General features: G+C 69.4%; 22 protein-coding genes and 1 tRNA gene. 14 read left to right on the forward strand and 9 right to left on the reverse strand.

Annotation, left to right across the window (positions count from 1 at the left end):
* Nucleotides 1–3: 3 nt before the first annotated feature.
* A complete protein-coding gene (locus tag GN153_RS07850) occupies nucleotides 4–1,311 on the reverse strand; it encodes a DUF7405 family protein (protein ID WP_159901465.1) in 1,308 nt (435 codons plus the stop codon).
* Nucleotides 1,312–1,495: 184 nt separating this feature from the next.
* Here GN153_RS07850 and GN153_RS17675 point away from each other — a divergent pair, with 184 nt between their 5' ends.
* Together GN153_RS17675 and GN153_RS07860 are read left to right on the forward strand one after the other, a co-directional pair.
* Complete coding sequence (locus tag GN153_RS17675) at nucleotides 1,496–2,251, forward strand: hypothetical protein (protein WP_236544767.1); 756 nt, start codon at nucleotides 1,496–1,498, stop codon at nucleotides 2,249–2,251.
* A 140-nt stretch (nucleotides 2,252–2,391) separates the two neighbouring features.
* Nucleotides 2,392–3,231, forward strand: coding sequence for an alpha/beta fold hydrolase (locus tag GN153_RS07860; RefSeq protein ID WP_159901467.1), 840 nt, complete (start codon nucleotides 2,392–2,394; stop codon nucleotides 3,229–3,231).
* Between the two features lie 332 nt (nucleotides 3,232–3,563).
* Here GN153_RS07860 and GN153_RS07865 read toward each other — a convergent pair whose 3' ends face one another.
* Nucleotides 3,564–3,998 carry a universal stress protein gene (locus tag GN153_RS07865; protein ID WP_159901469.1) on the reverse strand — a complete coding sequence of 145 codons (435 nt, stop codon included), beginning with the start codon at nucleotides 3,996–3,998 and terminating at the stop codon, nucleotides 3,564–3,566.
* 314 nt (nucleotides 3,999–4,312) lie between these two features.
* Nucleotides 4,313–5,185: an alpha/beta fold hydrolase gene (locus GN153_RS07870; protein ID WP_201287823.1), complete on the reverse strand. Its 873-nt coding sequence runs from the start codon at nucleotides 5,183–5,185 to the stop codon at nucleotides 4,313–4,315.
* Between the two features lie 359 nt (nucleotides 5,186–5,544).
* Here GN153_RS07870 and GN153_RS07875 point away from each other — a divergent pair, with 359 nt between their 5' ends.
* The 7 genes from GN153_RS07875 (at nucleotide 5,545) to GN153_RS07905 (ending at nucleotide 10,332) form a co-directional block, all read left to right on the forward strand.
* Nucleotides 5,545–5,943, forward strand: a complete 399-nt coding sequence (locus tag GN153_RS07875; protein WP_159901471.1) for an ArsR/SmtB family transcription factor — start codon at nucleotides 5,545–5,547, stop codon at nucleotides 5,941–5,943.
* Nucleotides 5,940–6,380, forward strand: a complete 441-nt coding sequence (locus GN153_RS07880; protein WP_159901473.1) for an arsenate-mycothiol transferase ArsC — start codon at nucleotides 5,940–5,942, stop codon at nucleotides 6,378–6,380. The genes GN153_RS07875 and GN153_RS07880 overlap by 4 nt, the downstream gene beginning before the upstream one ends.
* Nucleotides 6,373–7,221, forward strand: coding sequence for an arsenite methyltransferase (gene arsM / locus GN153_RS07885; protein WP_159901475.1), 849 nt, complete (start codon nucleotides 6,373–6,375; stop codon nucleotides 7,219–7,221). Before GN153_RS07880 ends, arsM begins: the two co-directional genes overlap by 8 nt.
* Complete coding sequence (gene arsB / locus GN153_RS07890) at nucleotides 7,214–8,377, forward strand: ACR3 family arsenite efflux transporter (protein ID WP_159901477.1); 1,164 nt, start codon at nucleotides 7,214–7,216, stop codon at nucleotides 8,375–8,377. Before arsM ends, arsB begins: the two co-directional genes overlap by 8 nt.
* A gap of 126 nt (nucleotides 8,378–8,503) precedes the next feature.
* Complete coding sequence (nthB, locus tag GN153_RS07895; RefSeq protein WP_159901479.1) at nucleotides 8,504–9,175, forward strand: nitrile hydratase subunit beta; 672 nt, start codon at nucleotides 8,504–8,506, stop codon at nucleotides 9,173–9,175.
* A 72-nt stretch (nucleotides 9,176–9,247) separates the two neighbouring features.
* Complete coding sequence (nthA, locus tag GN153_RS07900; protein ID WP_159901481.1) at nucleotides 9,248–9,892, forward strand: nitrile hydratase subunit alpha; 645 nt, start codon at nucleotides 9,248–9,250, stop codon at nucleotides 9,890–9,892.
* Nucleotides 9,889–10,332 (forward strand): nitrile hydratase accessory protein, encoded by a 444-nt coding sequence (locus tag GN153_RS07905; RefSeq protein ID WP_159901483.1) that lies wholly within the window; start codon nucleotides 9,889–9,891, stop codon nucleotides 10,330–10,332. Before nthA ends, GN153_RS07905 begins: the two co-directional genes overlap by 4 nt.
* Before the next feature lie 148 nt (nucleotides 10,333–10,480).
* Here the strand turns inward: GN153_RS07905 and GN153_RS07910 are convergent.
* The 3 genes from GN153_RS07910 to GN153_RS07920 all read right to left on the reverse strand — a co-directional run bounded on the left by GN153_RS07910 (nucleotide 10,481) and on the right by GN153_RS07920 (nucleotide 12,546).
* Nucleotides 10,481–10,555 (reverse strand) — tRNA-Arg (locus GN153_RS07910).
* 72 nt (nucleotides 10,556–10,627) lie between these two features.
* Nucleotides 10,628–11,752 carry a phosphotransferase family protein gene (locus GN153_RS07915; protein ID WP_159901485.1) on the reverse strand — a complete coding sequence of 375 codons (1,125 nt, stop codon included), beginning with the start codon at nucleotides 11,750–11,752 and terminating at the stop codon, nucleotides 10,628–10,630.
* Complete coding sequence (locus GN153_RS07920) at nucleotides 11,749–12,546, reverse strand: enoyl-CoA hydratase/isomerase family protein (protein WP_201287824.1); 798 nt, start codon at nucleotides 12,544–12,546, stop codon at nucleotides 11,749–11,751. Before GN153_RS07920 ends, GN153_RS07915 begins: the two co-directional genes overlap by 4 nt.
* A gap of 143 nt (nucleotides 12,547–12,689) precedes the next feature.
* Here GN153_RS07920 and GN153_RS07925 point away from each other — a divergent pair, with 143 nt between their 5' ends.
* A complete protein-coding gene (locus tag GN153_RS07925; protein ID WP_159901487.1) occupies nucleotides 12,690–13,700 on the forward strand; it encodes an NADP-dependent oxidoreductase in 1,011 nt (336 codons plus the stop codon).
* Between the two features lie 52 nt (nucleotides 13,701–13,752).
* On the opposite strand, the gene GN153_RS07930 is transcribed toward GN153_RS07925, so the two are convergent.
* Together GN153_RS07930 and GN153_RS07935 are read right to left on the reverse strand one after the other, a co-directional pair.
* Complete coding sequence (locus GN153_RS07930; protein WP_159901489.1) at nucleotides 13,753–15,318, reverse strand: long-chain-fatty-acid--CoA ligase; 1,566 nt, start codon at nucleotides 15,316–15,318, stop codon at nucleotides 13,753–13,755.
* Nucleotides 15,319–15,428: 110 nt separating this feature from the next.
* Nucleotides 15,429–16,052, reverse strand: a complete 624-nt coding sequence (locus tag GN153_RS07935) for a MogA/MoaB family molybdenum cofactor biosynthesis protein (protein ID WP_159901491.1) — start codon at nucleotides 16,050–16,052, stop codon at nucleotides 15,429–15,431.
* Nucleotides 16,053–16,199: 147 nt separating this feature from the next.
* Between GN153_RS07935 and GN153_RS07940 the strand changes: the two genes are divergently transcribed.
* On the forward strand, nucleotides 16,200–16,970 hold the full coding sequence (locus GN153_RS07940) for an MOSC domain-containing protein (protein WP_159901493.1): 771 nt from the start codon (nucleotides 16,200–16,202) through the stop codon (nucleotides 16,968–16,970).
* 54 nt (nucleotides 16,971–17,024) lie between these two features.
* Here GN153_RS07940 and GN153_RS07945 read toward each other — a convergent pair whose 3' ends face one another.
* Nucleotides 17,025–17,936: a DMT family transporter gene (locus tag GN153_RS07945; protein WP_159901495.1), complete on the reverse strand. Its 912-nt coding sequence runs from the start codon at nucleotides 17,934–17,936 to the stop codon at nucleotides 17,025–17,027.
* Nucleotides 17,937–18,087: 151 nt separating this feature from the next.
* Here GN153_RS07945 and GN153_RS07950 point away from each other — a divergent pair, with 151 nt between their 5' ends.
* The 3 genes from GN153_RS07950 (at nucleotide 18,088) to GN153_RS07960 (ending at nucleotide 21,047) form a co-directional block, all read left to right on the forward strand.
* Entirely contained in the window at nucleotides 18,088–19,197 is a 1,110-nt protein-coding gene (locus tag GN153_RS07950) for a putative sulfate/molybdate transporter (RefSeq protein WP_159901497.1), read from the forward strand.
* Nucleotides 19,198–19,268: 71 nt separating this feature from the next.
* Nucleotides 19,269–19,718 carry a hypothetical protein gene (locus tag GN153_RS07955; RefSeq protein ID WP_159901499.1) on the forward strand — a complete coding sequence of 150 codons (450 nt, stop codon included), beginning with the start codon at nucleotides 19,269–19,271 and terminating at the stop codon, nucleotides 19,716–19,718.
* Between the two features lie 186 nt (nucleotides 19,719–19,904).
* Nucleotides 19,905–21,047: a substrate-binding domain-containing protein gene (locus GN153_RS07960; protein WP_159901501.1), complete on the forward strand. Its 1,143-nt coding sequence runs from the start codon at nucleotides 19,905–19,907 to the stop codon at nucleotides 21,045–21,047.
* The last annotated feature ends 34 nt before the right edge of the window (nucleotides 21,048–21,081 follow it).

Genomic DNA, 21,081 nt, shown 5'->3' on the forward strand with positions numbered 1-21,081 from the left:
CGGTCAGGTCGCGCCGGGACGCGGCCGCGGCAGCGACCGGTGGCGGCGCGGGGGCACGAGGAAGTAGCCCCGCCGGCGGGTGAAGATGTACTCGAGGATGCCATTATTAACGCGCTGGCGGACCGCAGGCGTCTCTTCGGTGACGTCTTCGCCGTTCATCGCCCGCCGGACGGCCTCGAACTCCCCGACGTGTCGCTGCAGGGAGGGGAAGTGGAGGCTCGCGACCTGCTGGTCTGAGCCGATGTCGTCGGTCGACTCGAAGTGCCTGCGCAGCAGGCGGACGTTGCCCTCCCCGTCCCGGTTCGTGCGGGCGGCCTTCTGGGCGTGGCCCACGCGGCCGTGCTCGCGGGCGTCGGCCATGAGGTCGTCGACGAAGCGGTCGATCCCGCTGTCGTCGCCCAGGTTCGACCCGACACCTTCGACGAGTCCCTCCTCGGCGTGGCCCGGGCTGAACAGCTCCATCACCCGCTGGTCGTAGGTCTGCTCGCCGTACCAGTCCTCGAGGCGCTGGCGGATGTTCGAAATCACCTTGGTTGTGCCGCCGGCCATCGGCCCCTCTTCGATGGTGACGTACTCCTCGGTAGCCTGGTTCCCCCTGAACCCGGCCTCGAAGCCCATGAACAGCGGCGAGGCCTCGGGCACGGGGTCGCCGTCGGGGATCCCCGCGGCGTCCTGGTGCTCGGCGGGCAGGCCCGCGCCGACGAAGCCGGTCCGCCGGGAGTCCACAGTCAAAGCGTCGGTGAGCCGGGCGGCGACCTCCTCGCCGTTCGCGGTCCCCCGGTCCCCGGTCAGCGCCGCTTCGGCCTCGAGTACCACGTCCGCGCGGTCGCTGGCGAGGTGGACGACGGCGTCCTGGGTGTCGAAGGTCGGGGTCTCGAACGAAGAGAGCGCGCGGGGCCGGGGTAGCTCGACGTTGTCGGGGAGGGCGGCGTCGAACCGGTCGAAGTAGGACCGGGAGTAGGCGACCGAGTGGACCAGCCCCTCACTGCTCCACTCGTAGGCCCGGTCGAGCGTCGACAGCGCCTCCTCGACGACCCGGCGGTCCTCGGTCGTCGGCGGGCCGTCGCCGTCGAGGCTCACGTACAGCAGGACCTGGTGGTTCGGGAGCAGCGTGTTGCCGTGCTCGTCGGTCCGGAGGGAGGCGTTCCAGGCGTGCTGGCTGGCGGGCTTCGCGTCGGGGTTACCCGTCGGGACCGGGTCGCGCTCGCGGTCGGCCTCGCCGAGGCAGGCCGCGAGCGCGCTCGCGCCGCCGAGGGCGACCGCCGCCTTCAGCACGTCCCGGCGGGGAACGCTCCCGTCGGTGAGGGCCATACCCGTGGTTCGGGCCCGACCAGCAAGTGGGTTGCGTCCTGCGGTTCGGTCGGGGCCACTCGCCCACTCCGTCGAAGATCCCGTACGTTTCTGGTCCGTATCCCGGAGGAAGTTCGTCCTCTCCGGCGGCCAGACCTATGCAAAAGACAATAATAACGATAATGACACCTGCCGACCGCGGCACATGGGATTGCCAACCAGGCGACAGGTAGTGCTCGCGTGCGCGAGCGGGGCGGCGGCCGCGCTCGCCGGCTGCAGCGGTGACCAGAGCACTCCGGGCGGGACGGACGACGGGGCGCCGACAGACGGCTCCGGCGACGGCCCCACCGCGACCGAGGACGCCGGCGGAGGGACCGACGGCTCCGGAAGCGGGACCGGGACGACGGACGGCGGCGGAACGGACAGTGGGGCCCCACAGCTCGGCGACACGGTCGTGTTCCCCGACTCCTTCGCCATGACGGCGACGGTGTCGACAGGCGGACAGACCTTCGAGATGTCGGGGCGGTTCGACGGGGAGGACCTCTACTGGGAGTTCGAACAGGGAGGGCAGGTGATAGAGTGGTATCTCGTCGGCGAGAGCAGCTACGTCGTCACGGGAGGGCAGTGTTTCAGCGGGTCGCTCCAGCAGGGCATCAGCCGGGAGGACGTCGACCCGGGCACGTTCTCCGAGGGAGCGTCGGCGAACCCCGCCGTCGAGCCGGTCGGTACGGACACCATCGACGGGGAAGAGGTGCTGGTCTACGAGGTGTCGGGGAGCGGTGCAGCGGGCGGGGAGACCCTGACCTACTACGTCCTCGCCGACTCGGGCTACCCCCGGCGGATCGAGTCGGAGTCGATGCAGTGGGACTTCCACTCCTGGGGTGAGGTCGAGCCGGTCGAGGCACCCGAGATGGACTGCCGGACGATGCCGGGCTCGACCCCCGCACAGTCCGGTGGATAGGGCCCCACGGGTCGGCGTTTCCGCCGCTTGCCGGACCTGCGGGCCGGGCGTCCACCTGCGGACGGGCCGGTCCCCGGAGCACACGACAGCGCTCGGGTTCCGGACAACAACTATACCCTGTGCTGTCGAACCCGGCAGTCGTGAACTCACACACCATCTCCGGCGGCGGGGGCGTCGACCTCCGCGTCGACGAGACCGGGAACCCGGACGGCCGACCGGTCCTCTTCGTCCACGGGTACTCCCAGTCCCGGCTGTGCTGGAGCCGTCAGCTGGAGTCGGAGCTCGCGGACGACTTCCGGTTGGTCGCCATGGACAACCGCGGTCACGGCCGGTCGGACAAGCCCGAGGGCGCGTACGCCGACTCGGCGCTGTGGGCCGAGGACGTCCACTCGGTCATCGAGGGCCTCGACCTGGACCAGCCCGTGCTGGTCGGCTGGTCCTACGGCGGACTCGTCATCTCCGACTACCTGGGGGAGTACGGTGACGAGCACGTCGCCGGTATCAACCTCGTGGGGGCGATCTCGAAAAACGGGACCGGAGACGCGATGGCCGTCATCGGCGAGGACTTCACCGACCGGGTCCCGGGCTTCGAGAGCACCGACATCGAGGAGAGCGTCGCGACGCTGGAGCGGTTCCTGCGGGACTGCATGTACGCGGAGCCGTCGCCGGAGGACCTGTCGTTCATGCTCGGCTACAACGTCCTCGTGCCGCCACGCGTCCGGACGGCCCTGCACTCCCGGACGGTGACCCACGACGACGACCTCCGGGCGGTCGAGGTCCCGGTGCTGGTCACCCACGGGGAGGCAGACGGGATCGTCCTGCCCGCGGCTGCCGAGGAACACGCCGACCTCATCGAGACCGCAGAAACGTCGTTCTACCCCGAGGTCGGCCACTCGCCGTTCTGGGAGGCCACGGAGCGGTTCAACCGCGAACTCCGCGAGTTCGTCGGGTCGACCGACCCGCCTCGGAGGGACAAGTAGACGGCGGTCCTACAGGACCGGCAGTCCGGACGGCGACCCGCCGCGCGGCTCCGTCCAGGGCAGCGAAGGCACCCGAGCGAACCGCACCTGTTGGCCCCGTCGGGTTAGCACGGCGCGTCACCGAACTGCGGTGTGAGGAGGGTGAAACGAGAGCGTGTCGGTGTCGGCGGGACCGCGCCAGTGCCGGCACTCTCCCCGACCCATGCTGCACGTGAATTCGTAGAGTGGCCAAGTAGCACGCCCACGGAAACCTCACGTAACTGAACGTTGCGGCGAGGCGCGGGCGGACACCGGCACGTCGCGGCCGCCGAGGCCGGACTCCGCGGGGCCGGTCACTGCTTCTCAACGTCGGTCACGGTAACCGGGACACTGGCGTTGAGAAGCACCGACTGCGCGACGCTTCCGAGCAGCACCTTCCCGACGGGGGTGCGCTTCCGGCCACACATGACGATCTGGTCGGCACCGAATTCGTCGGCCGCTTCCACGATCCCCGGTCCCGGCTCGGCGATCTTCCGGTGTTTCTCCACAGTGATGCCCGCACGCTCCAGCACTGCCGTCGCTCTCCCCACGCTGGCCGGGAAGTCCTCCTCGTCGTACCACTCCTCCGAACTGACGGTCCCGCTGTCGACGCTGGAGACCTCGATGTCCTCGTGGACGTTCAGGACCGTGACGCGGATCTCGTCGGCCGCACACGGCTGCGCAGCAACGGTTTCCGCGGCCGCGACTGCGCGCTCCTCGTCGGCGTCCACCGGCATGAGTATGTGCATGCCCGGTACTTTACTATACAGAATAATTACATTTTCGGGTTACTTATGTGGTATCTCCGGGCGACTGTCCGCAAGTGGTTGTCCCGCCGAGCGCCACAGGCGAATATCCACGCGGGTCCCGGTTCGGGCAGATTCTCACGCCTCTCGCGGCGTCCGTCCACGGTCATGCGACGTCGGTCTGTTGTCTGCCACAGGGGGTCGAGACGCGGCTGCGAGTGGCTCACGCCGCTCCTGGAACCCGGGTGTGGCGCACCGGCGGGTCCCGCAGGGCGGCCACTTCCGCGTGCACGGTTGGCGTGGAGTGCCGTCGTCGATCAGCCCGTCAGGAATTCCGTGAGGGTGTCGTTCAGTTCGCCTGGCTTGTCGAGCATCAGCCAGTGGCTCGCGTCGCTGACCCGTTCGTACTGCCACGGCCCATCGACCTTCTCGGTGGATGCTGTCATCTGTTCCTCAGTGAGGTAGTGGTCCCTGTCACTCCACACACCCAGCACCGGGCAGGTCACGTCGGGGTAGTCCGCTCCGCGTTCCTCCGGGGGCTCGGGCCTGACGTTCGCCCGATACCAGTTGAGGGCAGCTGTGAGCGCCCCCGGTCGGGACAGGTTGGCTATGTAGCGGTCCTGGTCGCCATCGCCACGGCTCCACTCGCGGAACAGCCGCCAGTCGTCGTGCCGGAGCCACGCTTCGGCGACCTCCTCGAACTGGAAGAAGTAGAAGTACCAGGAGCGTTCGCGTTGTTCGACCGTCTGGGACCCCGAATTCCCCGGCGCGCCCACCGACAGCGCGACCAGCCGCTCGACAGTGTCCGGCTGCGTCGCCGCTAGCAACCACGCGACGGCCGCTCCCCAGTCGTGGCCGACGAGACGAACGTTCTCGACCTCCAGGGAACCCAAAATGCGCATCACGTCTTCGGCAGCGTTGGGAACCGCATACGCCTCGACCGGCCCGGGTTTCGGTGCATCCCCGAACCCGCGCATATCCGGTGCGACCACGCGAAAGCCCGCCTCAGCGAGCGCGGGGACCTGGTACCGCCAGAGATGGCGGGAGTCCGGGAACCCGTGGAGCATGAGCACCACCGGGCCGTCCCCGTAATCGAGGACCGGGAACGAGCCGCTCTCGGTCTCGACAGTCCTTGTAGCGTCCGCGACATCGACCGGATCCGGTTCCGCGTCCACCATCGGTTTTGTCACCCTGCCGGTCTACAGGAACCACTATCATAGACTTATCCCATGCCGGACTATCGCCGCGCGGGAGAGGTATGTCTGGTTTTCCTGCCGCCTGGTGTGACGGACGGCTGCCAGCCCCGCCAGGGCTCGGAATCGCTGGCTCCCGAGCGCGCGGTTTTCACTCCGCGGGACGAGAGAGACCTGTCTGGCGAAATAATCGGTGGTCCGGGATATTCAAAGTTCTACCCGGTGTCGGTCGAGTTGCAGCACACGCTCTCTTGCGCGCGCTGGAACCGGGTCTCCGGGACTGCACGGTGCGGAGGTGTCCGGGCAGTCGCCGGACATCCGAACAGTTATCTGAATGGCTGTTCATTTACTCAACCATGAGCCAGCAGTCAGAACGTCTCGAGCGCCTCATCGTCGAACAGGAAGGCGAGTGCTGCGTTGAGGACATCAACGCGCGCGTGGAGGCCATGGAGCGGCACGTCTCGGCGTTCCCGGCCGACACCGGGCGCGACCGGACCGCGCTCAAGGTACTGGGCAACGACACCCGCTACACGATCGTCCGCCTGCTGGCGGCGGCCGGCCGGGAACTCTGTGTCTGTGAGATCACACCCGTCGTCGACGTCAGCGACAGCGCGGTCAGTCACGCCCTCTCGGACCTGTTCGAGGCGGGGCTTGTCACCCGCCGGAAGGACGGTACCTGGCGCTACTACGAGGCGACCGAGCGGGCGGCCGCCCTGCTGGACGCGCTCGACAGGACCCGGGAGGGGTCACAGTGAGCGACGGCGTGCGCGTGGCGTTCGTCTGCGTCCAGAACGCCGGCCGGAGCCAGATGGCGACCGCCTTTGCCGAGCGCGAACGGGAACAGCGGGGGCTGGCAGACGCGGTAGAGGTCCTCACTGGCGGGACCGACCCCGCGGAGGAAGTCCACGACGTCGTCCGGGAGGTGATGGCCGAGGAGGGGGTCGACCTCGCGGACCGCGCGCCACGGGAGGTCACCACTGCGGAGCTCGAGTCGTGTGACTACGTCGCGACCATGGGCTGTTCGACGCTCGACCTCGACGCCGACGAGGGGGCCGTCGACGTCCGGGACTGGGCGCTCGAGGACCCGGACGGCAAGGATCTCGACCGGGTGCGGGAGGTCCGCGAGGCGGTCCGCGAGCACGTCCGCGCGCTGTTCGACGAGATCGAAGCGGAGGTGACCGCGGATGTCTGATTCCGGGGAATCGGGGACGGGACTCGACGCAGCGACCCAGCGACAGGTCGTCCGCGAACGCTACGCCCGGATCGCGAGTTCGGGGACGGGCGAGACGGAGGGAAGCGGGTGCTGTGCGACCGACGAGTGCCGCGCCGGCGAGACGGCAGAGGAGGCGGCCGAGACCGCGGAACAGCTCGGCTACTCGCGACGCGAGGTCGAGAGCGTCGACGGCGAGGCGAATCTCGGACTCGGCTGTGGCAATCCCCGGGCGATCGCCTCGCTCGAGGAGGGCGAGACGGTGCTCGACCTGGGGTCGGGTGCCGGCTTCGACTGCTTCCTGGCAGCACGAGAAGTCGGGGAGTCCGGCCGGGTCGTCGGGGTCGACATGACCCCGGAGATGGTCGAGAAAGCCAGGGAAAACGCGGCCGAGAACGGGAGCGACGCCGTCGAGTTCCGGCTGGGGGAGATCGAGCACCTCCCCGTCGCGGACGCCAGCGTGGACGTCGTCATCTCGAACTGCGTGGTGAACCTCTCGCCGGACAAGCCGCAGGTGTTCCGGGAGTCGTTTCGGGTGCTTCGGCCGGGCGGACGGCTCGCCATCTCGGACGTCGTCCTGACCGCAGACGTCCCGGAGGGGATCCGTGCCGACCCGGACTCCGTCGCCTCCTGTGTCGCGGGCGCGTCGACCGTCGACCGGCTCCGGGAGGTACTCACCGAGGTCGGGTTCGAGCAGGTCGACATCTCCCCCAAGGAAGACAGCGACCGGTTCATCAGCGAGTGGGACGACGAACGCGACGTGAGTGACTTCCTCGTCTCCGCGAGTATCACCGGTCGGAAACCGGAGATCCCCGATGAGTGACGCCGCCCACGCGCACGGCCCGGACTGTGACTGCGAGAGCTGTGGCGACCCCCGGTCGATGGACCTCCTCGACAAGTATCTCACCGTCTGGATCTTCGGGGCGATGGCCGTCGGGGTCGGACTCGGATCCGTCGCGCCCTCGGTGACTCAGCCCATCCAGGACTTCCACCTCGTCGAGATCGGGCTGGTGCTGATGATGTACCCGCCGCTGGCGAAGGCGAACTACTCGCAGCTCCGGGCCGTCTTCTCGAACTGGCGCGTGCTCGGGCTGAGCCTCGTCCAGAACTGGCTGATCGGCCCGACGCTGATGTTCGGGCTCGCCGTCTTCTTCTTCAGCGGGCTCGTCCCCGGCCTGCCGGCCCGTCCCGAGTACTTCCTCGGTCTCGTGTTCATCGGGATGGCCCGGTGTATCGCGATGGTGCTGGTCTGGAACGAACTCGCCGAGGGGTCGACGGAGTACGTCACCGGCCTGGTCGCCTTCAACAGCCTCTTTCAGATCCTCACCTACGGCGTCTACGTCTGGTTTTTCGGCCTCTTCCTGCCGCCGCTGCTGGGCATGGACACCCTGGTCGCCGGCATCGAGACCTTCGACGTCAGCCCGATCCAGGTCTTCGAGGCGATCGTCGTCTTCCTCGGGATCCCCTTCCTCGGCGGCTTTCTCACCCGCTACATCGGGACCCGGACGAAGGGCGAACAGTGGTACGACGAGACCTTCGTCCCCAGGATCGACCCGCTGACGCTCGCGGCGTTGCTGTTCACCGTCGTCGTGATGTTCGCGACCCAGGGGGAGAACATCGTCGCCGCCCCCGGGGACGTGCTCCTGATCGCCGTCCCGCTGACGGTCTATTTCGTCGTGATGTTCCTCGTGAGCTTCGGGATGGGCAAGGGGATCGGCGCCGATTACTCGACGACGACGGCGATCGGCTTCACCGCCGCCTCCAACAACTTCGAGCTGGCCATCGCGGTCGCGGTCGCCGTCTTCGGCGTCGGCTCCGGCGTCGCCTTCGCGACGGTCGTCGGCCCGCTGATCGAGGTGCCCGTCCTGCTCGCGCTGGTCAACGTCGCGCTGTACTTCCAGCGCCGCTTCGACTGGACCGGCGCGACGACCGGGAGTCTCGCCGCCTCCGACCCCGAGCCCACACCGGAGGACGACTGAGCCGCCGGCACGGGCCGAGTACGGTCGTGTCCGCCACTCCCGACCGCTAGCGCCGGGTGAGCCACGGGACCGGTTCCGTGGGGCGACGGGGCCAGGTTTACACGTGCTCGCGACACAGGGCCGGCAATGGACGGCGTCCACGACCTCGGTGGCACCGACGGGACGGGGCGGGTCTCGCACACTCCCACCGAGCCCGTGTTCCACGACGAGTTCGAGCGGCGGATGTTCGGGATGGTGATGGTCACGATGGCGAACCGGGAGTACACGATGGACGAGTTCCGCCACGCCATCGAGCGCATGGCCCCGGCGTGGTACCTCGACTCCTCGTACTACGAACACTGGCTGGCAGCGGTGGAGAAGCTCCTCGTCGAGCGCGGCGTGCTGGAGGCCGAGGAACTGCGCGAGCGCATCGAGCAGGCGCGGGCGGGCGGGGTCACGGTACCGGAACGCGCCGACCCGGAAGCCGCCGAGGCGATGCGTGCGATAGTCGGGAGCGGCGGCGGCACGTATCGCGGCCCCGGTGACCCGGCGTTCGAAGTCGGCGACACGGTCAGGGTGCGGAACATGCACCCGGAGGGACACACCCGCTGTCCCGGGTACGTCCGCCGTGCCGAGGGGACCGTCCGGGAAGTCTACGGCGAGCACGTCCTGCCGGACAGCCACGCACACCGGGACGGGGAGTCCCCGGAGCCGCTGTACTCGGTCCGCTTCGCGGGCGAGGCGCTGTGGGGTCCCGACGCCGAGGCCAACACGGCCGTCTCCGTCGACCTCTGGGAGCGTTACCTGGAGTCGCCGTAGGCGAGCGCCCCCGTACCGGCGGCCCTGGCGACGGTGAGAACCGTTAAGCGCATCGCTACCACACTCCGTGGTATGACCGACGGCCAGGAGCACGACCACGACGACCGGGACCACCCGGTGCCGACGGACGACCCGGAAGCCCGCGCCCGGGCGCTGCAGTCGCTGCTCGTCGAGAAAGAGAAGCTCTCGACCGACGCGGTCGACGAGGTGGTGAGCATCTACGAGGAGGAGGTCGGCCCGATGAACGGCGCCGAGGTGGTCGCCCGCGCGTGGAGCGACCCCGACTACCGCGAGTGGTTGCTCGAGGACGGCACCGCCGCGATCGACGACCTCGGGTACACGGGCGTGCAGGGCGTGGACATCGAGGTCAAAGAGAACTCCCCCGGGACGCACAACGTCATCGTCTGTACGCTCTGTTCGTGTTACCCGTGGCCGGTGCTGGGGCTCCCGCCGACGTGGTACAAGTCCCCGCCCTACCGGTCGAAGATCGTCAAGCGGCCGCGGCGGACGCTGCGCGAGGAGTTCGACCTCGACCTGTCCGAGGACGTCGGGATCGACGTCTGGGACTCCAGTTCCGAGATCCGGTACATGGTGCTCCCCCAGCGACCCGAGGGGACCGAAGGGATGTCGGAGTCGGAGCTGGCCGACCTGGTCACCCGCGACTCGATGATCGGCGTCGAGCGACTGGGCGGGCGGCGTGCGGGGGAGTTGGCGTGACCGACGACCTCGAGGCGACCATCAGTGACGTTCGCGCGGCGACCGAGCCGCCGGGCGAGGACGACATCGTCTTCGAGGCGCCCTGGCAGGCCCGGGCCTTCGCGCTCACTGTCGCGTTGCGCCGCGAGGGCGATTTCCCGTGGGAGGCGTTCCAGACGCGGCTCATCGAGGAACTCGAGGACGTGGGGGGCGGTGCCGCGGCATCTGCCGGTGCCGAGGAGACCGAGGCGGCGTACTACCGGGCATGGCTCGCTGCCGTCGAGCGCCTGCTCCTGGAGGAGGACATACTGGAGGACGAGGAGCTGGCCGAGCGCGTCACGGCCTTCGCCTCGGGGGAGCGTGACGCCTCGGAGTTCGTCGTCGGCGACCACGGTCACGACCACTCCCACGACCACGGGGACGGGCACGCACACGACCACGGGGACGCGCACGACCGGTAAGTACGGACCAGTGTCTCCAGTCAACCACGCGGCGTGGGTAGGTCCGCTCAGTGACGTGTCGATCTCTGCTACTGTGAGTCGTCCGGATGGCGGGGAATGAAGCAGCGTCGAGGAGACCGAGGCCACCCCCGACCGGGCCACGACAAGATGGGCGCTGCAGGATTTGAACCCGCGACAGCTTGGTCCGAAGCCAAGTACTCTGTCCAGACTGAGCTAAGCGCCCTCGTCTCCCACCTATCTAGCTCGCCTCAAAAACTCCCCGATTTCCCAGACTGAGCGGACCACTACCGGGGAGCTACAGTGGCTCCTCGCCCTCGATGATGTCCAGCGCGCGCTCTGCCATCGCGGGCACGCGCTCCTCCATCAGCGGGTAGGCCGGGTTGCTGCTGTTGCCCTCGAGATACCGGCGATACATCATCTCGCAGGCGCCGGCGGATTTGAACACCCCGAAGGTGCGGTAGAAGCGCTCGTTGTCGAAGGTCAGCCCGGTCTGTTCCTCGTAGCGGTCGAGCAGTTCCCGCCGGGAGAGATAGCCCTCCCTCGCTTCGATCCGGTTGCTGAGCGGGTCCTCGCGGTCGGGGTCGCCCGGGTCCGTCCAGGAGATGAGCATCCACCCCAGGTCCATCGACGGGTCCCCGCGGGTGCACATCTCCCAGTCGAAGACGCCGACGAGTTCGGGCGGGGTCCCCGGCCCGAACATCACGTTGTCCAGCTTGTAGTCCCCGTGGACCAGCGTGTGGGCGTAGTCGTCGGGGACGTTGTCGGCCAGCCAGTCGGCCACCTCGTGGAGTTCCGGGATCGGGCGGTCGTCGGCGGTCACCTCGAAGGCCCACTCCAGTTGCTCGGTCCAGCGCTCGACCTGGCGTTCGGTGTAGCCCTCGGGATGACCCATGTCGTCGAGCCCGACCGCGGCGGGGTCGATGGTGTGGATCTCGGCGATGGTGTCGATGAAGGCCTCCGAGAGCAGGCGGCGCTGTTCGGGGTCGGCGAAGCGCTCGGGCTCCTCGTCGCGGATCACGTCCCCCTCCAGCCGTTCCATCACGTAGAAATCGGAGCCGATGACGGAGTGGTCGTCACAGGCTGCGACGGTCCGCGGGACCGGAACAGCGGTATCCTGGAGCGCGTCCATCGCGCGGTACTCCCGGAGGACCTCGTGGGCGGCGTCGGCATGAGCCCCCGCGGGCGGCCGCCGGAGCACCAGTTCGTGGTCGCCCCAGTCGACGAACAGGGTCTCGTTGGAGTGGCCGGCCTGGTGGTACTCGACGTGCAACTCCCCGGGACCGAGCGCGTCTTCGAGGAACGCCGCGAGCGCCTCCTCGTCGAACAGCCGGCCGAGGTACTCCTCGTCGACGGCTTCCTCGTCCAGCCCGCTCACGCCGTCCTCGGTATCCGTGGCGTCGGTAGTATCGTCCCCACTCATCGGTTCTCGAAGTCGGGTTCGCGGCCGTCCAGCCGGGCCTGGATCCCCTCGCGGTAGTCGCGGGTGTCGTAGATCTCCCGACCCAGCGAGCGTTCGAAGGCCAGCCCCTCGTCGATCGGCATCTCGGGGGCGGCGTTCAGCGATTCCTTCGCCCGAACCATCCCCATCGGCGCGTTCGCGCCGAGGTCGTCCGCGAGGTCGCGGGCTCGCTCCTTGACCGCGCCGGGCTCGACGACCTCGTTGACGAGACCGTGGCGCTCGGCCTCCTCGGGGTCGATGAACTCCCCCGCGAGTACGAACTCCTTGGCCTTGGCCATCCCCACCAGCCGAGGGAGGCGCTGGGTCGCGCCGCCGTGGGGGAAGGTTCCGAGCTGGACCTCGATGACGCCGTACTTGGCGTCCGACCCGATGACCCGGAAGTCGAAGGGCAAGGAGAGTTCGAACCCGCCCGCCGGGGCCGCGCCGTGGATGGCCGCCACCGTCGGGAGCGGACAGTCCGCGATGGTGTCCAGGAGGTCGGGAAAGAGGTCGTTGTCGAACTCCTCGGGGGCGTCCGCCCGCTCGCGCATCATGTTCAGGTCCATCCCCGCACACAGGACCGGCCCCTCACCGAGCATGACGACCGACCGTACCTCCTCGAGGTCCCCGACGGTCCGGAACGCCTCCGTCAGGTCCCGCATCAGTTGCTCGCTCATCGCGTTGCGCTTGTGCGCGCGGTCGAGCACGACGTCGGCGCGGTGGCCGTCGGTCTCGACCCGCGCCAGGCCGTGGTCCATCTCCGCGTGTGAAGCCATACCAGCCAGTTCGTCACCGGGTGTGATAAAACTCCGACTGCCTGTCGGCCTGTCGACAGTACGGGGGTGCAGTACGGGGAGGGAGCGAACGCGGGGGCGGGACCCCCACAGTAATGCCCCCGCCCGCCGAAGCCCGGAGACACATGAGTTCGGACACGAACCGGCAGTGGATGCTGGCGAGCAGGCCGACAGGCGAACCGACGATGGACGACTTCGAGATGGTCGAATCCGACGTCCCGGAACCCGGGCACAAGGAGGTGCTGGTCCGGACGCAGTACATGTCCGTCGACCCGTACATGCGCGGGCGGATGCGCGACGCCGACTCCTATGCCGACCCCTGGGCGGTCGGCGACCCGATGCGCGCCCGCTGTGTGGGCGAGGTCGTCGAGTCCAACCACGCCGACTTCGCCGCGGGCGACACCGTCACCGGCAACCTCTACTGGGCGGAGTACGCCGCCGTCGACGGGACGGAACTCGACCACGCCGACACCGGCGACGCCCCGGTCTCGACGGCGCTGCACGTCCTGGGGATGCCGGGCCGGACCGCCTACATCGGGACCGTGGACGTCGGCGAGGTCGAACCCGGCGACACCGTCGTGGTCTCGGGTGCGGCCGGCGCCGTGGGCTCGGTCGCCGGCCAGGTCGCTTCCATCGCCGGCGCGCGCGTGGTGGGGATCGCCGGCAGCGACCGGAAGGTCGAGTGGATCACCGACGAACTCGGCTTTGACGCGGGGATCAACTACAATACCGACGACCTCTCGGCGGCGGTCGCGGAGGCCTGCCCCCGCGGGGTCGACCTGTACTTCGAAAACGTGGGTGGTGCGGTCAGCGACGCCGTGCTCGACCACCTCGCGGAGTTCTCCCGGGTCGCGGTCTGCGGGAAGATCTCGCTGTACAACGCCCAGCCCGGCGACGAGGAACTGACCGGCCCGCGGCGGTTCTACCAGCGGACCAAAACGCGCGTCGAGGGCTTCATCGTCAGCGACCACGCCCACCGCTTCGAGCACATCATGGACCGGCTGCGCCGCTGGACCGGCGACCGGATCCAGTACGAGGAAACCGTCACCGAGGGGATCGAATCCGCTCCCGACGCCTTCCTCGGGCTGTTCGAGGGCGAGAACATCGGGAAACAGCTCGTCCGCGTCGGCGAATAAGAAGGACCGGAAGCGGCACCGTGCCCGGGAGCGCAGCGGGCGGCCGGCGGGCTCAGGGCTCGGCGACCTCGGGGTCGACTTCCTCGCCCTCGCGCAGCTTGAATTTCTGGACCTTCCCGCTGGGGTTCTTGGGGAGTTCGTCGACGAAGTAGTAGGCCCGCGGGCGCTTGAAATCGGCCAGCCTGTCCGTCTCCAGCATGTACTCCTCCAGAGCCTCCGCGGTGGTGTCGCCGACGATGTAGGCGACCACGCGCTCGCCCCACTCGTCGTGGGGCTCGCCGACCACTGCGGCCTCGACGACGTCCTCGTGGGCGTAGAGGACGTCCTCGACCTCGGTGGGGTAGACGTTCTCGCCGCCGGAGATGATCATGTCGTCCTTCCGGTCGACGACGTAGAGGTAGCCGTCCTCGTCGCGGTACCCCAGGTCGCCGGTGTAGTACCAGGTCTTGCCGTCGCCCTCGCGCAGCGACTCGGCGGTCGCCTCCGGCCGGTTCCAGTACTCCCGCATGGTGCAGGGACCGGCGAAGAGGATCTCCCCGATATCGCCCTGGTCGACCACCTGGTCGGGGTCGGCGTCGGGCTCGACGAGCCGGAGGTTGTGGTTCAGCGCCGGCAGCCCCGCCGAGCCCTGTTTGTCGACCTGGTCCTCGGGGTACTGGAAGGTGCCACAGGGGCCGATCTCGGTCATCCCGTAGGCCTGCAGGTAGCCCGCGTCGAACAGGTCCATACAGCCCTCGAGCACCTCCTCGGGCATCGGCGCGGCGCCGTACATCCCCAAGCGGAGCGAGGAGACGTCGGCGTCGACCTGCTCGGCGGCCTGGACCAGCCCGTTCCAGCCCGTCGGCGCCGCGAAGAAGACCGTCACGCCGTGCTCGTCGATTGCCTGCAGCGCGCGAACGGGGTCGAAGTCGTGGTGGATGACGGTGGTCGCGCCGACGTGGATCCGCGGGAACAGCGCGGCCTGGAGTTCCGCACAGTGGTACAGCGGGAACGCCGAGAGGCCGACGTCGTCCCGGCGGATCCCGCCCTCGCCGATACAGATGAGGTTGTGCTCGACCATGTCGCGGTGCTCGTGGACGACCCCCTTGGGCCGGCCCGTCGTCCCCGAGGTGTAGATGAACGCGTAGACGTCGTCCTCCTCGACGACCGTGTCCGGCCGGCTGTCGTCGGCACCCTCGAGTAAGTCGTAAAAATCACGGCTCCACTCGGGGCCGTCGTCGTCGATGTAGAGGTACTCGTCGACGGTTTCCAGGTCCGGTCGGGCGTTGGCGACCGCCTCCGTGGTCCCCTCCTCGAAGACCAGCGCCTGCGAGTCGGCGTCGTTGAGGATGTACTCTACCTCGCCGGCGGGGAGCCGGTAGTTCAGCGGATTGAACACCGCGCCGAGTTTCGCACACGCGAACACCGTCGTCACGATCTCGGTGCCGTTGTGCAACATCGTCGACACCCGGTCACCCTTCTCGATGCCCAGGTCAGCCAGCGCGTTGGCCAGCTGGTTGGCCTTGGCGTCGAACTCAGCGTAGGTCCACCGCTGGTCGCGTCGCGGATAGACCAGCGCGTCCTTCTCGGGGTACTTCTCGGCCGTCAGTTCGAGTGTGTCACGGAGTGTCGTGTGCATGTGGTCCCACCTACCACTGTGTTTGCAACAACCCTGTTAAGTGTTGCCGATACCTGCCTGACAGGCGTCATCCCCGTTTCCGGGTACGACTCGGGGGCCGCCGAGCAGGGTTACCGGCTGGCGAGGCCCGCCAGGTGACTGACCTCGGGGAGGATCAGCTCCCGGGTACCCAGGCGCGCGGCGTTCTCGCTGCCCGGCAGGGCGAAGACGACCGTCCCCTCGACGACGCCCGCCATGGCCCGGGTCCCGACGACCATCGTCCCGATCTCCGATTCGGAGCGGCGCCGGAAGAGCTCGCCAAAGCCCGGCAGCTCCTTCCCGAAGCGCTCCGCCACGGTCTCGATGGTCACGTCGTCGGGCGTGATCCCGGTGCCGCCGGTCGTGACGACGGCGTCGACGTCCTCGCGCCCGACGAACTCGTCGACTGTCTCGCCGATAGCGTCGCGGCTGTCGCCGACCAGGTCCCGAGCCACCAGTTCGGTCCCCTCCGAGTCGCCGACCAGCGACTCGATGGCGTCACCCGACGGGTCCTCCGCGAGCGTCCGCGAGGAGGAGACGGTCAGGACCGCGACCCCCACCGTCTCGACGTCGTGGTGATGATGGTCGCCGTGGTCGCCGTGGTCGTGGTCGTGGTCGTGGCTGTGGTCGTGGTCGTGGCCGCTGTCGTGACTGTGACCCTCGCCGTGGTCGCCTCCATCATGCCCCGCATCGTGGCCGTCGTTGTCCGCTGTCATACCTTGGCGAAGGGGCGCCTCCCCCGTAGGTGTACCGTCGGCCAGTCGGGCGGTCCCGCCACCGGGTCGCCGACCCCCGCCTCACGTTCGTCCATCCCGGTCGCGTTCGCAGGAACCTCTTTACCCGCGCCGGCCGAGGTGCCGACGATGACAGCGCCACGCGTCGAGCGGCTCACGGTCTACCCGGTGAAGGGGCTGGACGGCGTCGACCTCGAGGAGAGCCGCATTCTCGACGGCGGGACCCTCCGGTACGACCGCGAGTTCGCCCTCTTCGACGGCGACGGCGAGGTCATAAACGGCAAGCGGACCGACCGCGTCCACGACCTGGAGACGGACTTCGACCCCGCGACCCGGACCCTCACCGTCGAGACCCCGGCGGGCGAGTACCGCGAGTTCGGCCTCGACGAGGGGGAGGCGGCGGAGTGGTTCTCCGGCTTCTTCGGGGTGGACCTGTCGCTGGAGCGGGACGCCGACCTGGGTTACGTCGACCGCCGGAGCATGGGGCCGTCGGTCATCAGCACGGCGACCCTCGAGGAGGTGGCGTCCTGGTTCGAGGGGATGGCCATCGAGGGCGCCCGCCGGCGGCTCCGCGCGAACGTCGAGGTGTCGGGGGTCGAGCCGTTCTGGGAGGACCGCTTCGTCGGGGAGGGCGCGCCGGCCTTCGAGGCCGACGGCGTCCGGTTCGAGGGGGTGACGCCCTGTGGCCGGTGTGTCGTCCCCGCCCGCGACCCCGACACCGGCGAGGCGCTCCCGGAATTTCGCGAGCGGTTCGTCGGGAAGCGGGAGGAGACGTTCCCGGACTGGGCCGACGAGTCGGCCTTCGACCACTTCTACACGCTGATGCTCATCGCCAGCGTCCCCGAGGCCGACCGCGGCGCGACGGTCGCGGTCGGTGACCCGGTCACCGTCGTCGAGTAGTCGGTGCCGGCGACCGTCCTCGAATGGCCGGACTCGTCGACAGCCGCCGGAGGGTTAGGCCCGCTGAGTGCGGGCACGCCGTAGCTCCGCCCGCAGTTCCCGGCGTTTCAGCAGGACGAACCCGCCGAGGATGAGCAGGAAGCCGACGCCGGTCCAGACGGTGATCGTCTCGCCCAGAAGCGCCCACCCGAGCAGCGTGGCCACGACTGGGACGGCGTAGGAGACGAGGTTGGTCTCCAGCGGGCCGTAGGCTCCCAGCAGGAAGAAGTAGATGACGAAGGCGACGGCGGTGGCGAAGACGGCGATGTAGGTAAGCGCCACGAGTCCCGCCGGGTCGAACTGGACGGCAGCGAGCGACTCGCCGGCCGCGAGGCTGCCGACGTGGAGGATCCCCGCGCCGATGACCATCGCCCACGCGGTGAACGCGGAGTCCGGCAGCGTCGACTCCCAGCGGCGGATGAGCACGCTCCCCAGGGCGACGCTGACGGCCGCGAGCGCCACCAGCGCCTTGCCGACGACGCCGGCCGCGAGCAGGTTCCCGGGGTCGGGGCGGGCGATGACGACGACGCCGGCCAGGCCGACGAGAATGCCGACGAGCCCGAGCAGGGAGTTGCTCTCCTCGGCCAGCAGCGCCCACGCGAACGCAGTCGTCAACAGCGGGATGAGGCTGTAGATGACCGACGCGAGGCTACCGGTGGTGTACTGCTGGCCGAGAAAGAGCAGGCTGTTGCCGGCGATGAGGAAGATCCCCCCGGCCAGCAGCGCGCCGGCGTCCGCCCGCGTCGGCCGCCAGCGCTCGGCCGCGACGACGGCGTAGGCGAGCAGGACGACGGCCGCGAGGTCGTAGCGCGCGGCGGCAAAGAGCACCGGCGGGAACGACTCCAGCCCCACCTCGATGGCGGGGAACGAGGCGCCCCACAGCGCCGCCAGCCCGGCGAACAGGAGGGCGGACCGGTAACGGGTCACGGCCGTCGTCTGGGACCGGCCGGCACATGAGTCTGTCCATTCCGTGCCAGCTCGTGCCACGGCGCCCCCGCACACGCTCACCCGGTTTCGCGGTCCCTGAGCCGGAACGGACGGGGAAATCCTCTTTGTGCCAGTCCCGGTAGGGCGACCGATGGGCGTCTCGGTCAGCTACCGCGGGGAGACCAGACTCACCTTCTCCTGGAGCGAGCTGACCGGCGCAGTCGGCGACTCCGTCACCGTCCTGCCGGTGGTCGTCGCCGTCGCGGTGCTGACCGAGCTCTCGCTTCCGGTCATGCTGGTGTGGTTCGGCGTCTTCCAGGTCGTCTGGGGGCTGTACTACGGGGTCCCGGTCTCCGTCGAGCCGATGAAGGCGCTGGCCGCGCTGGCCATCGCCGGCACGCTCACCGCCGGGGAGTTTCTGGTCGCCGGGCTGCTCGCGGGCGCGGTCCTGCTGGCGGTCGGGCTGACCGGGACGCTGAGCCGTGTCGAGGCCTACGTCGGCGCGCCGGTGATCCGCGGCGTCCAGCTCGGCGTCGCGCTGGTGTTGCTCAAGACGGGCGTTCAGCTCGGAGCGGCCGACCCGCGGCTCGCGGCCGCGGGGGTCGCCGTCACCGCCGGCGCGCTCGCGCTCGGCGCCCGCCGGTCGACCGGGCTGGTCGTCCTGCTCGCGGGGGCGGGCGTCGCCGTCTGGACGACCGGGCTCCCGGTCCCTTCCCTCCCCTCGCTGGAGGGGGTGATGCTGTTCGGCACGGCGGACCTCACCGCCGACGCGGCGGGCGGGGCACTCGCCCAGCTCGGCATGACCGTCGGCAACGCCGCGCTGGCGACGTCGCTGCTGCTCGCGGACTACTTCGACCGGGACGTCTCCGCCGACGAGCTGTCGGCGAGCATGGGCGCGATGAATCTCGCCGCCGTCCCCCTGGGAGCGCTGCCGATGTGTCACGGCAGCGGCGGCGTCGCCGGCAAGTACGCCTTCGGCGCCCGGACGGCCGGCGCGAACGTCATCCTCGGGGTGGGCTACGTCGCGGTCGCGCTGCTGGCCGCCGAGGCCGTCGCCGCCTACCCGATGGCCGTCCTCGGGGTCGTGCTCGGGCTGGTCGCGCTCCAGCTCGGCCGGACGAGCCTCCAGCGGGCCGACGCGAGCGGCTATCCGCTCGTGGTCGCGGTCGGCGTCGTCGGCCTGCTTATCAATCTCGGCGTCGCCTTCGTCGGCGGCGTCGCTGTCCACCTCGCGCGCAGGCGGCTGGCCCGAGGTCCGTGAGGCCGTGTCCCGGAACCGGGGCCAGGAGTCGGGGCGTCAGGGTATTGACCCTCGGCGGCCAAGCACCGCCGATGGGCGGCGATACGGTGACCGTCGCGGGCGACCGCGAGCTGACTCTCCGGGACGCACCCGCGGTCCGCGAGCGCTTCGGCTGGGAGCGGCGGGCAGTCACGATCGACTGCCACAGCGGCCGCACCATCGAGGGGGTGTGGTGCGGTGTCCCGGTCGCTCCGGCCGTCGAGGCCGCCGACTTCCCGCCGGAAACCACCCACCTTCGGGCGACCGCCCGCGACGGCCACCAGGTCTGTGTCCCCGTCCGGACGGGGCTCGCGGGGCTGCTCGGCTTCGTCTGCGAAGAACTCGACGACGGTCGCGAGGGGACCGGGGGAGACACCGCCGAAACCCCGCGGCTGGTCGCCCCGGACATCGACTCCGCCCGGGCTGTCCGCGGCCTCACGCGAGTCGAGCCGGCCGCTCTCCCGCCCGGTGAGGACCCACGGGGCCACGAGACAGTCGGGTAGTCGGCGGACCGTGAGGGTGCCGCCACGCTCTGTTCCGCTCGTTCGGCGTTACGTCTCCCCGCAGGAGTAGCCTCCGGGTCCCGACCGGACAGCGGATCGACAGTACCCCACGCTGCATTGCGACCGATATATCCCGAGTGATACAAGCATTTATGTGGATTCCGCTCGCCGCTCGTTATACCAGCTATGACACAACGGGACCCGGAGACGGAGAGCGCTCGCGGTACGTCCAGACGCTCGCTGCTGAAGGCTGCCGGGACCGTCGGTGCGGCGGGGGTCCTCGGGCTGGCCGGCTGTGCCAGTCGGGGCGGCAACACTGACGACGGGTCGACCGACGCCGGAGGATCCACCGACGGCGGCGGGACAGAGACGGGGGACGGCAGCGGGAGTGGAGGCGGGAGCGAGAGTGCGACCCCCGAACTCGGCGACTCGATGACCATCTTCCACGCCGGGAGCCTCGCGCCGCCGTTCGACGCGGCCGAACCGCAGTTCGAGGAGGAGTACGGCGTGGACGTCACCCGCGAGGCGAAGGGGTCGGTCGCCTCGACCCAGAAGATCACCCAGCAGGGCCGCGTTGCGGACGTGCTCGGCACGTCGGATTTCCGGCTCATCCGGAACCGCATCCTCCCGGAGTACGGCGACTGGTACACCGTCTTCACCACCAACTCGATGTCCATCCAGTACCGCGAGGACTCCCCCGGCGCCGACGAGATCTCCAAGGACAACTGGTGGGAAATCCTGACCCGGGACGGCGTGACGATCGGCCACTCCGACCCGGCGGTCGACCCCGGGGGGTACCGGGCGGTCATGTCACAGCAGCTTGGCGCCATCGAGTTCCGGGGGAGCCGGCTGTACGACGACGCGACCTATCAGAAGCTCCGCGAGAACTCGACGGTCCCGACGGGGACGGAGACGAAACTGGAGGGACAGCTCCAGTCGGGCGCGCTGGACTACGCCATCTACTACCAGTCCATCTCCTCGACCTCCGGTCTCCCGTACATCGACCTCCAGGACCAGGTCGACCTCTCGCAGGCGACAAGCGAGTACGCCAGCCACTACGCGAAGGCGGAGGTCGAGACGGGAAGCGGGACGTTCACCGGCGCCCCCATCGCCTACGGGATGACGGTTCCGAGCGTCGCCGAGAACCCCGGCCGCGGCGCGCAGTGGGTCGAGTACTTCGCCACCGAACCCGGTCGCCAGATCCTCCGGGACCAGGGACTCGTCCCGGTCGACCCCATCGTGGTCCCGGGCAGCAGCGAGGACGCGGTCCCGGACCGGGTGATGAACGTCGCGAGCGCCAAGGAAGCCCTCGGCCCGCTCGAGCTGTGACCGAGTGGCTCTTTCCCCCCGAGCCACGCGGTCC

Origin of the sequence: Salinirussus salinus, from assembly GCF_009831455.1 — an archaeon.
Classification (GTDB): Archaea; Halobacteriota; Halobacteria; order Halobacteriales; family Haloarculaceae; genus Salinirussus; species Salinirussus salinus.

Excerpts from the sequence above, each read along its gene's own strand:
- GN153_RS07850 (WP_159901465.1), bottom strand. The coding sequence starts at position 1,311 with ATGGCCCTCACCGACGGGAGCGTTCCCCGCCGGGACGTGCTGAAGGCG.
- GN153_RS17675 (WP_236544767.1), top strand. The coding sequence starts at position 1,496 with ATGGGATTGCCAACCAGGCGACAGGTAGTGCTCGCGTGCGCGAGCGGG.
- GN153_RS07865 (WP_159901469.1), bottom strand. The coding sequence starts at position 3,998 with ATGCACATACTCATGCCGGTGGACGCCGACGAGGAGCGCGCAGTCGCG.
- GN153_RS07875 (WP_159901471.1), top strand. The coding sequence starts at position 5,545 with ATGAGCCAGCAGTCAGAACGTCTCGAGCGCCTCATCGTCGAACAGGAA.
- arsM (WP_159901475.1), top strand. The coding sequence starts at position 6,373 with ATGTCTGATTCCGGGGAATCGGGGACGGGACTCGACGCAGCGACCCAG.
- arsB (WP_159901477.1), top strand. The coding sequence starts at position 7,214 with ATGAGTGACGCCGCCCACGCGCACGGCCCGGACTGTGACTGCGAGAGC.
- nthB (WP_159901479.1), top strand. The coding sequence starts at position 8,504 with ATGGACGGCGTCCACGACCTCGGTGGCACCGACGGGACGGGGCGGGTC.
- nthA (WP_159901481.1), top strand. The coding sequence starts at position 9,248 with ATGACCGACGGCCAGGAGCACGACCACGACGACCGGGACCACCCGGTG.
- GN153_RS07915 (WP_159901485.1), bottom strand. The coding sequence starts at position 11,752 with ATGAGTGGGGACGATACTACCGACGCCACGGATACCGAGGACGGCGTG.
- GN153_RS07920 (WP_201287824.1), bottom strand. The coding sequence starts at position 12,546 with ATGGCTTCACACGCGGAGATGGACCACGGCCTGGCGCGGGTCGAGACC.
- GN153_RS07925 (WP_159901487.1), top strand. The coding sequence starts at position 12,690 with ATGAGTTCGGACACGAACCGGCAGTGGATGCTGGCGAGCAGGCCGACA.
- GN153_RS07930 (WP_159901489.1), bottom strand. The coding sequence starts at position 15,318 with ATGCACACGACACTCCGTGACACACTCGAACTGACGGCCGAGAAGTAC.
- GN153_RS07935 (WP_159901491.1), bottom strand. The coding sequence starts at position 16,052 with ATGACAGCGGACAACGACGGCCACGATGCGGGGCATGATGGAGGCGAC.
- GN153_RS07940 (WP_159901493.1), top strand. The coding sequence starts at position 16,200 with ATGACAGCGCCACGCGTCGAGCGGCTCACGGTCTACCCGGTGAAGGGG.
- GN153_RS07950 (WP_159901497.1), top strand. The coding sequence starts at position 18,088 with ATGGGCGTCTCGGTCAGCTACCGCGGGGAGACCAGACTCACCTTCTCC.
- GN153_RS07955 (WP_159901499.1), top strand. The coding sequence starts at position 19,269 with ATGGGCGGCGATACGGTGACCGTCGCGGGCGACCGCGAGCTGACTCTC.
- GN153_RS07960 (WP_159901501.1), top strand. The coding sequence starts at position 19,905 with ATGACACAACGGGACCCGGAGACGGAGAGCGCTCGCGGTACGTCCAGA.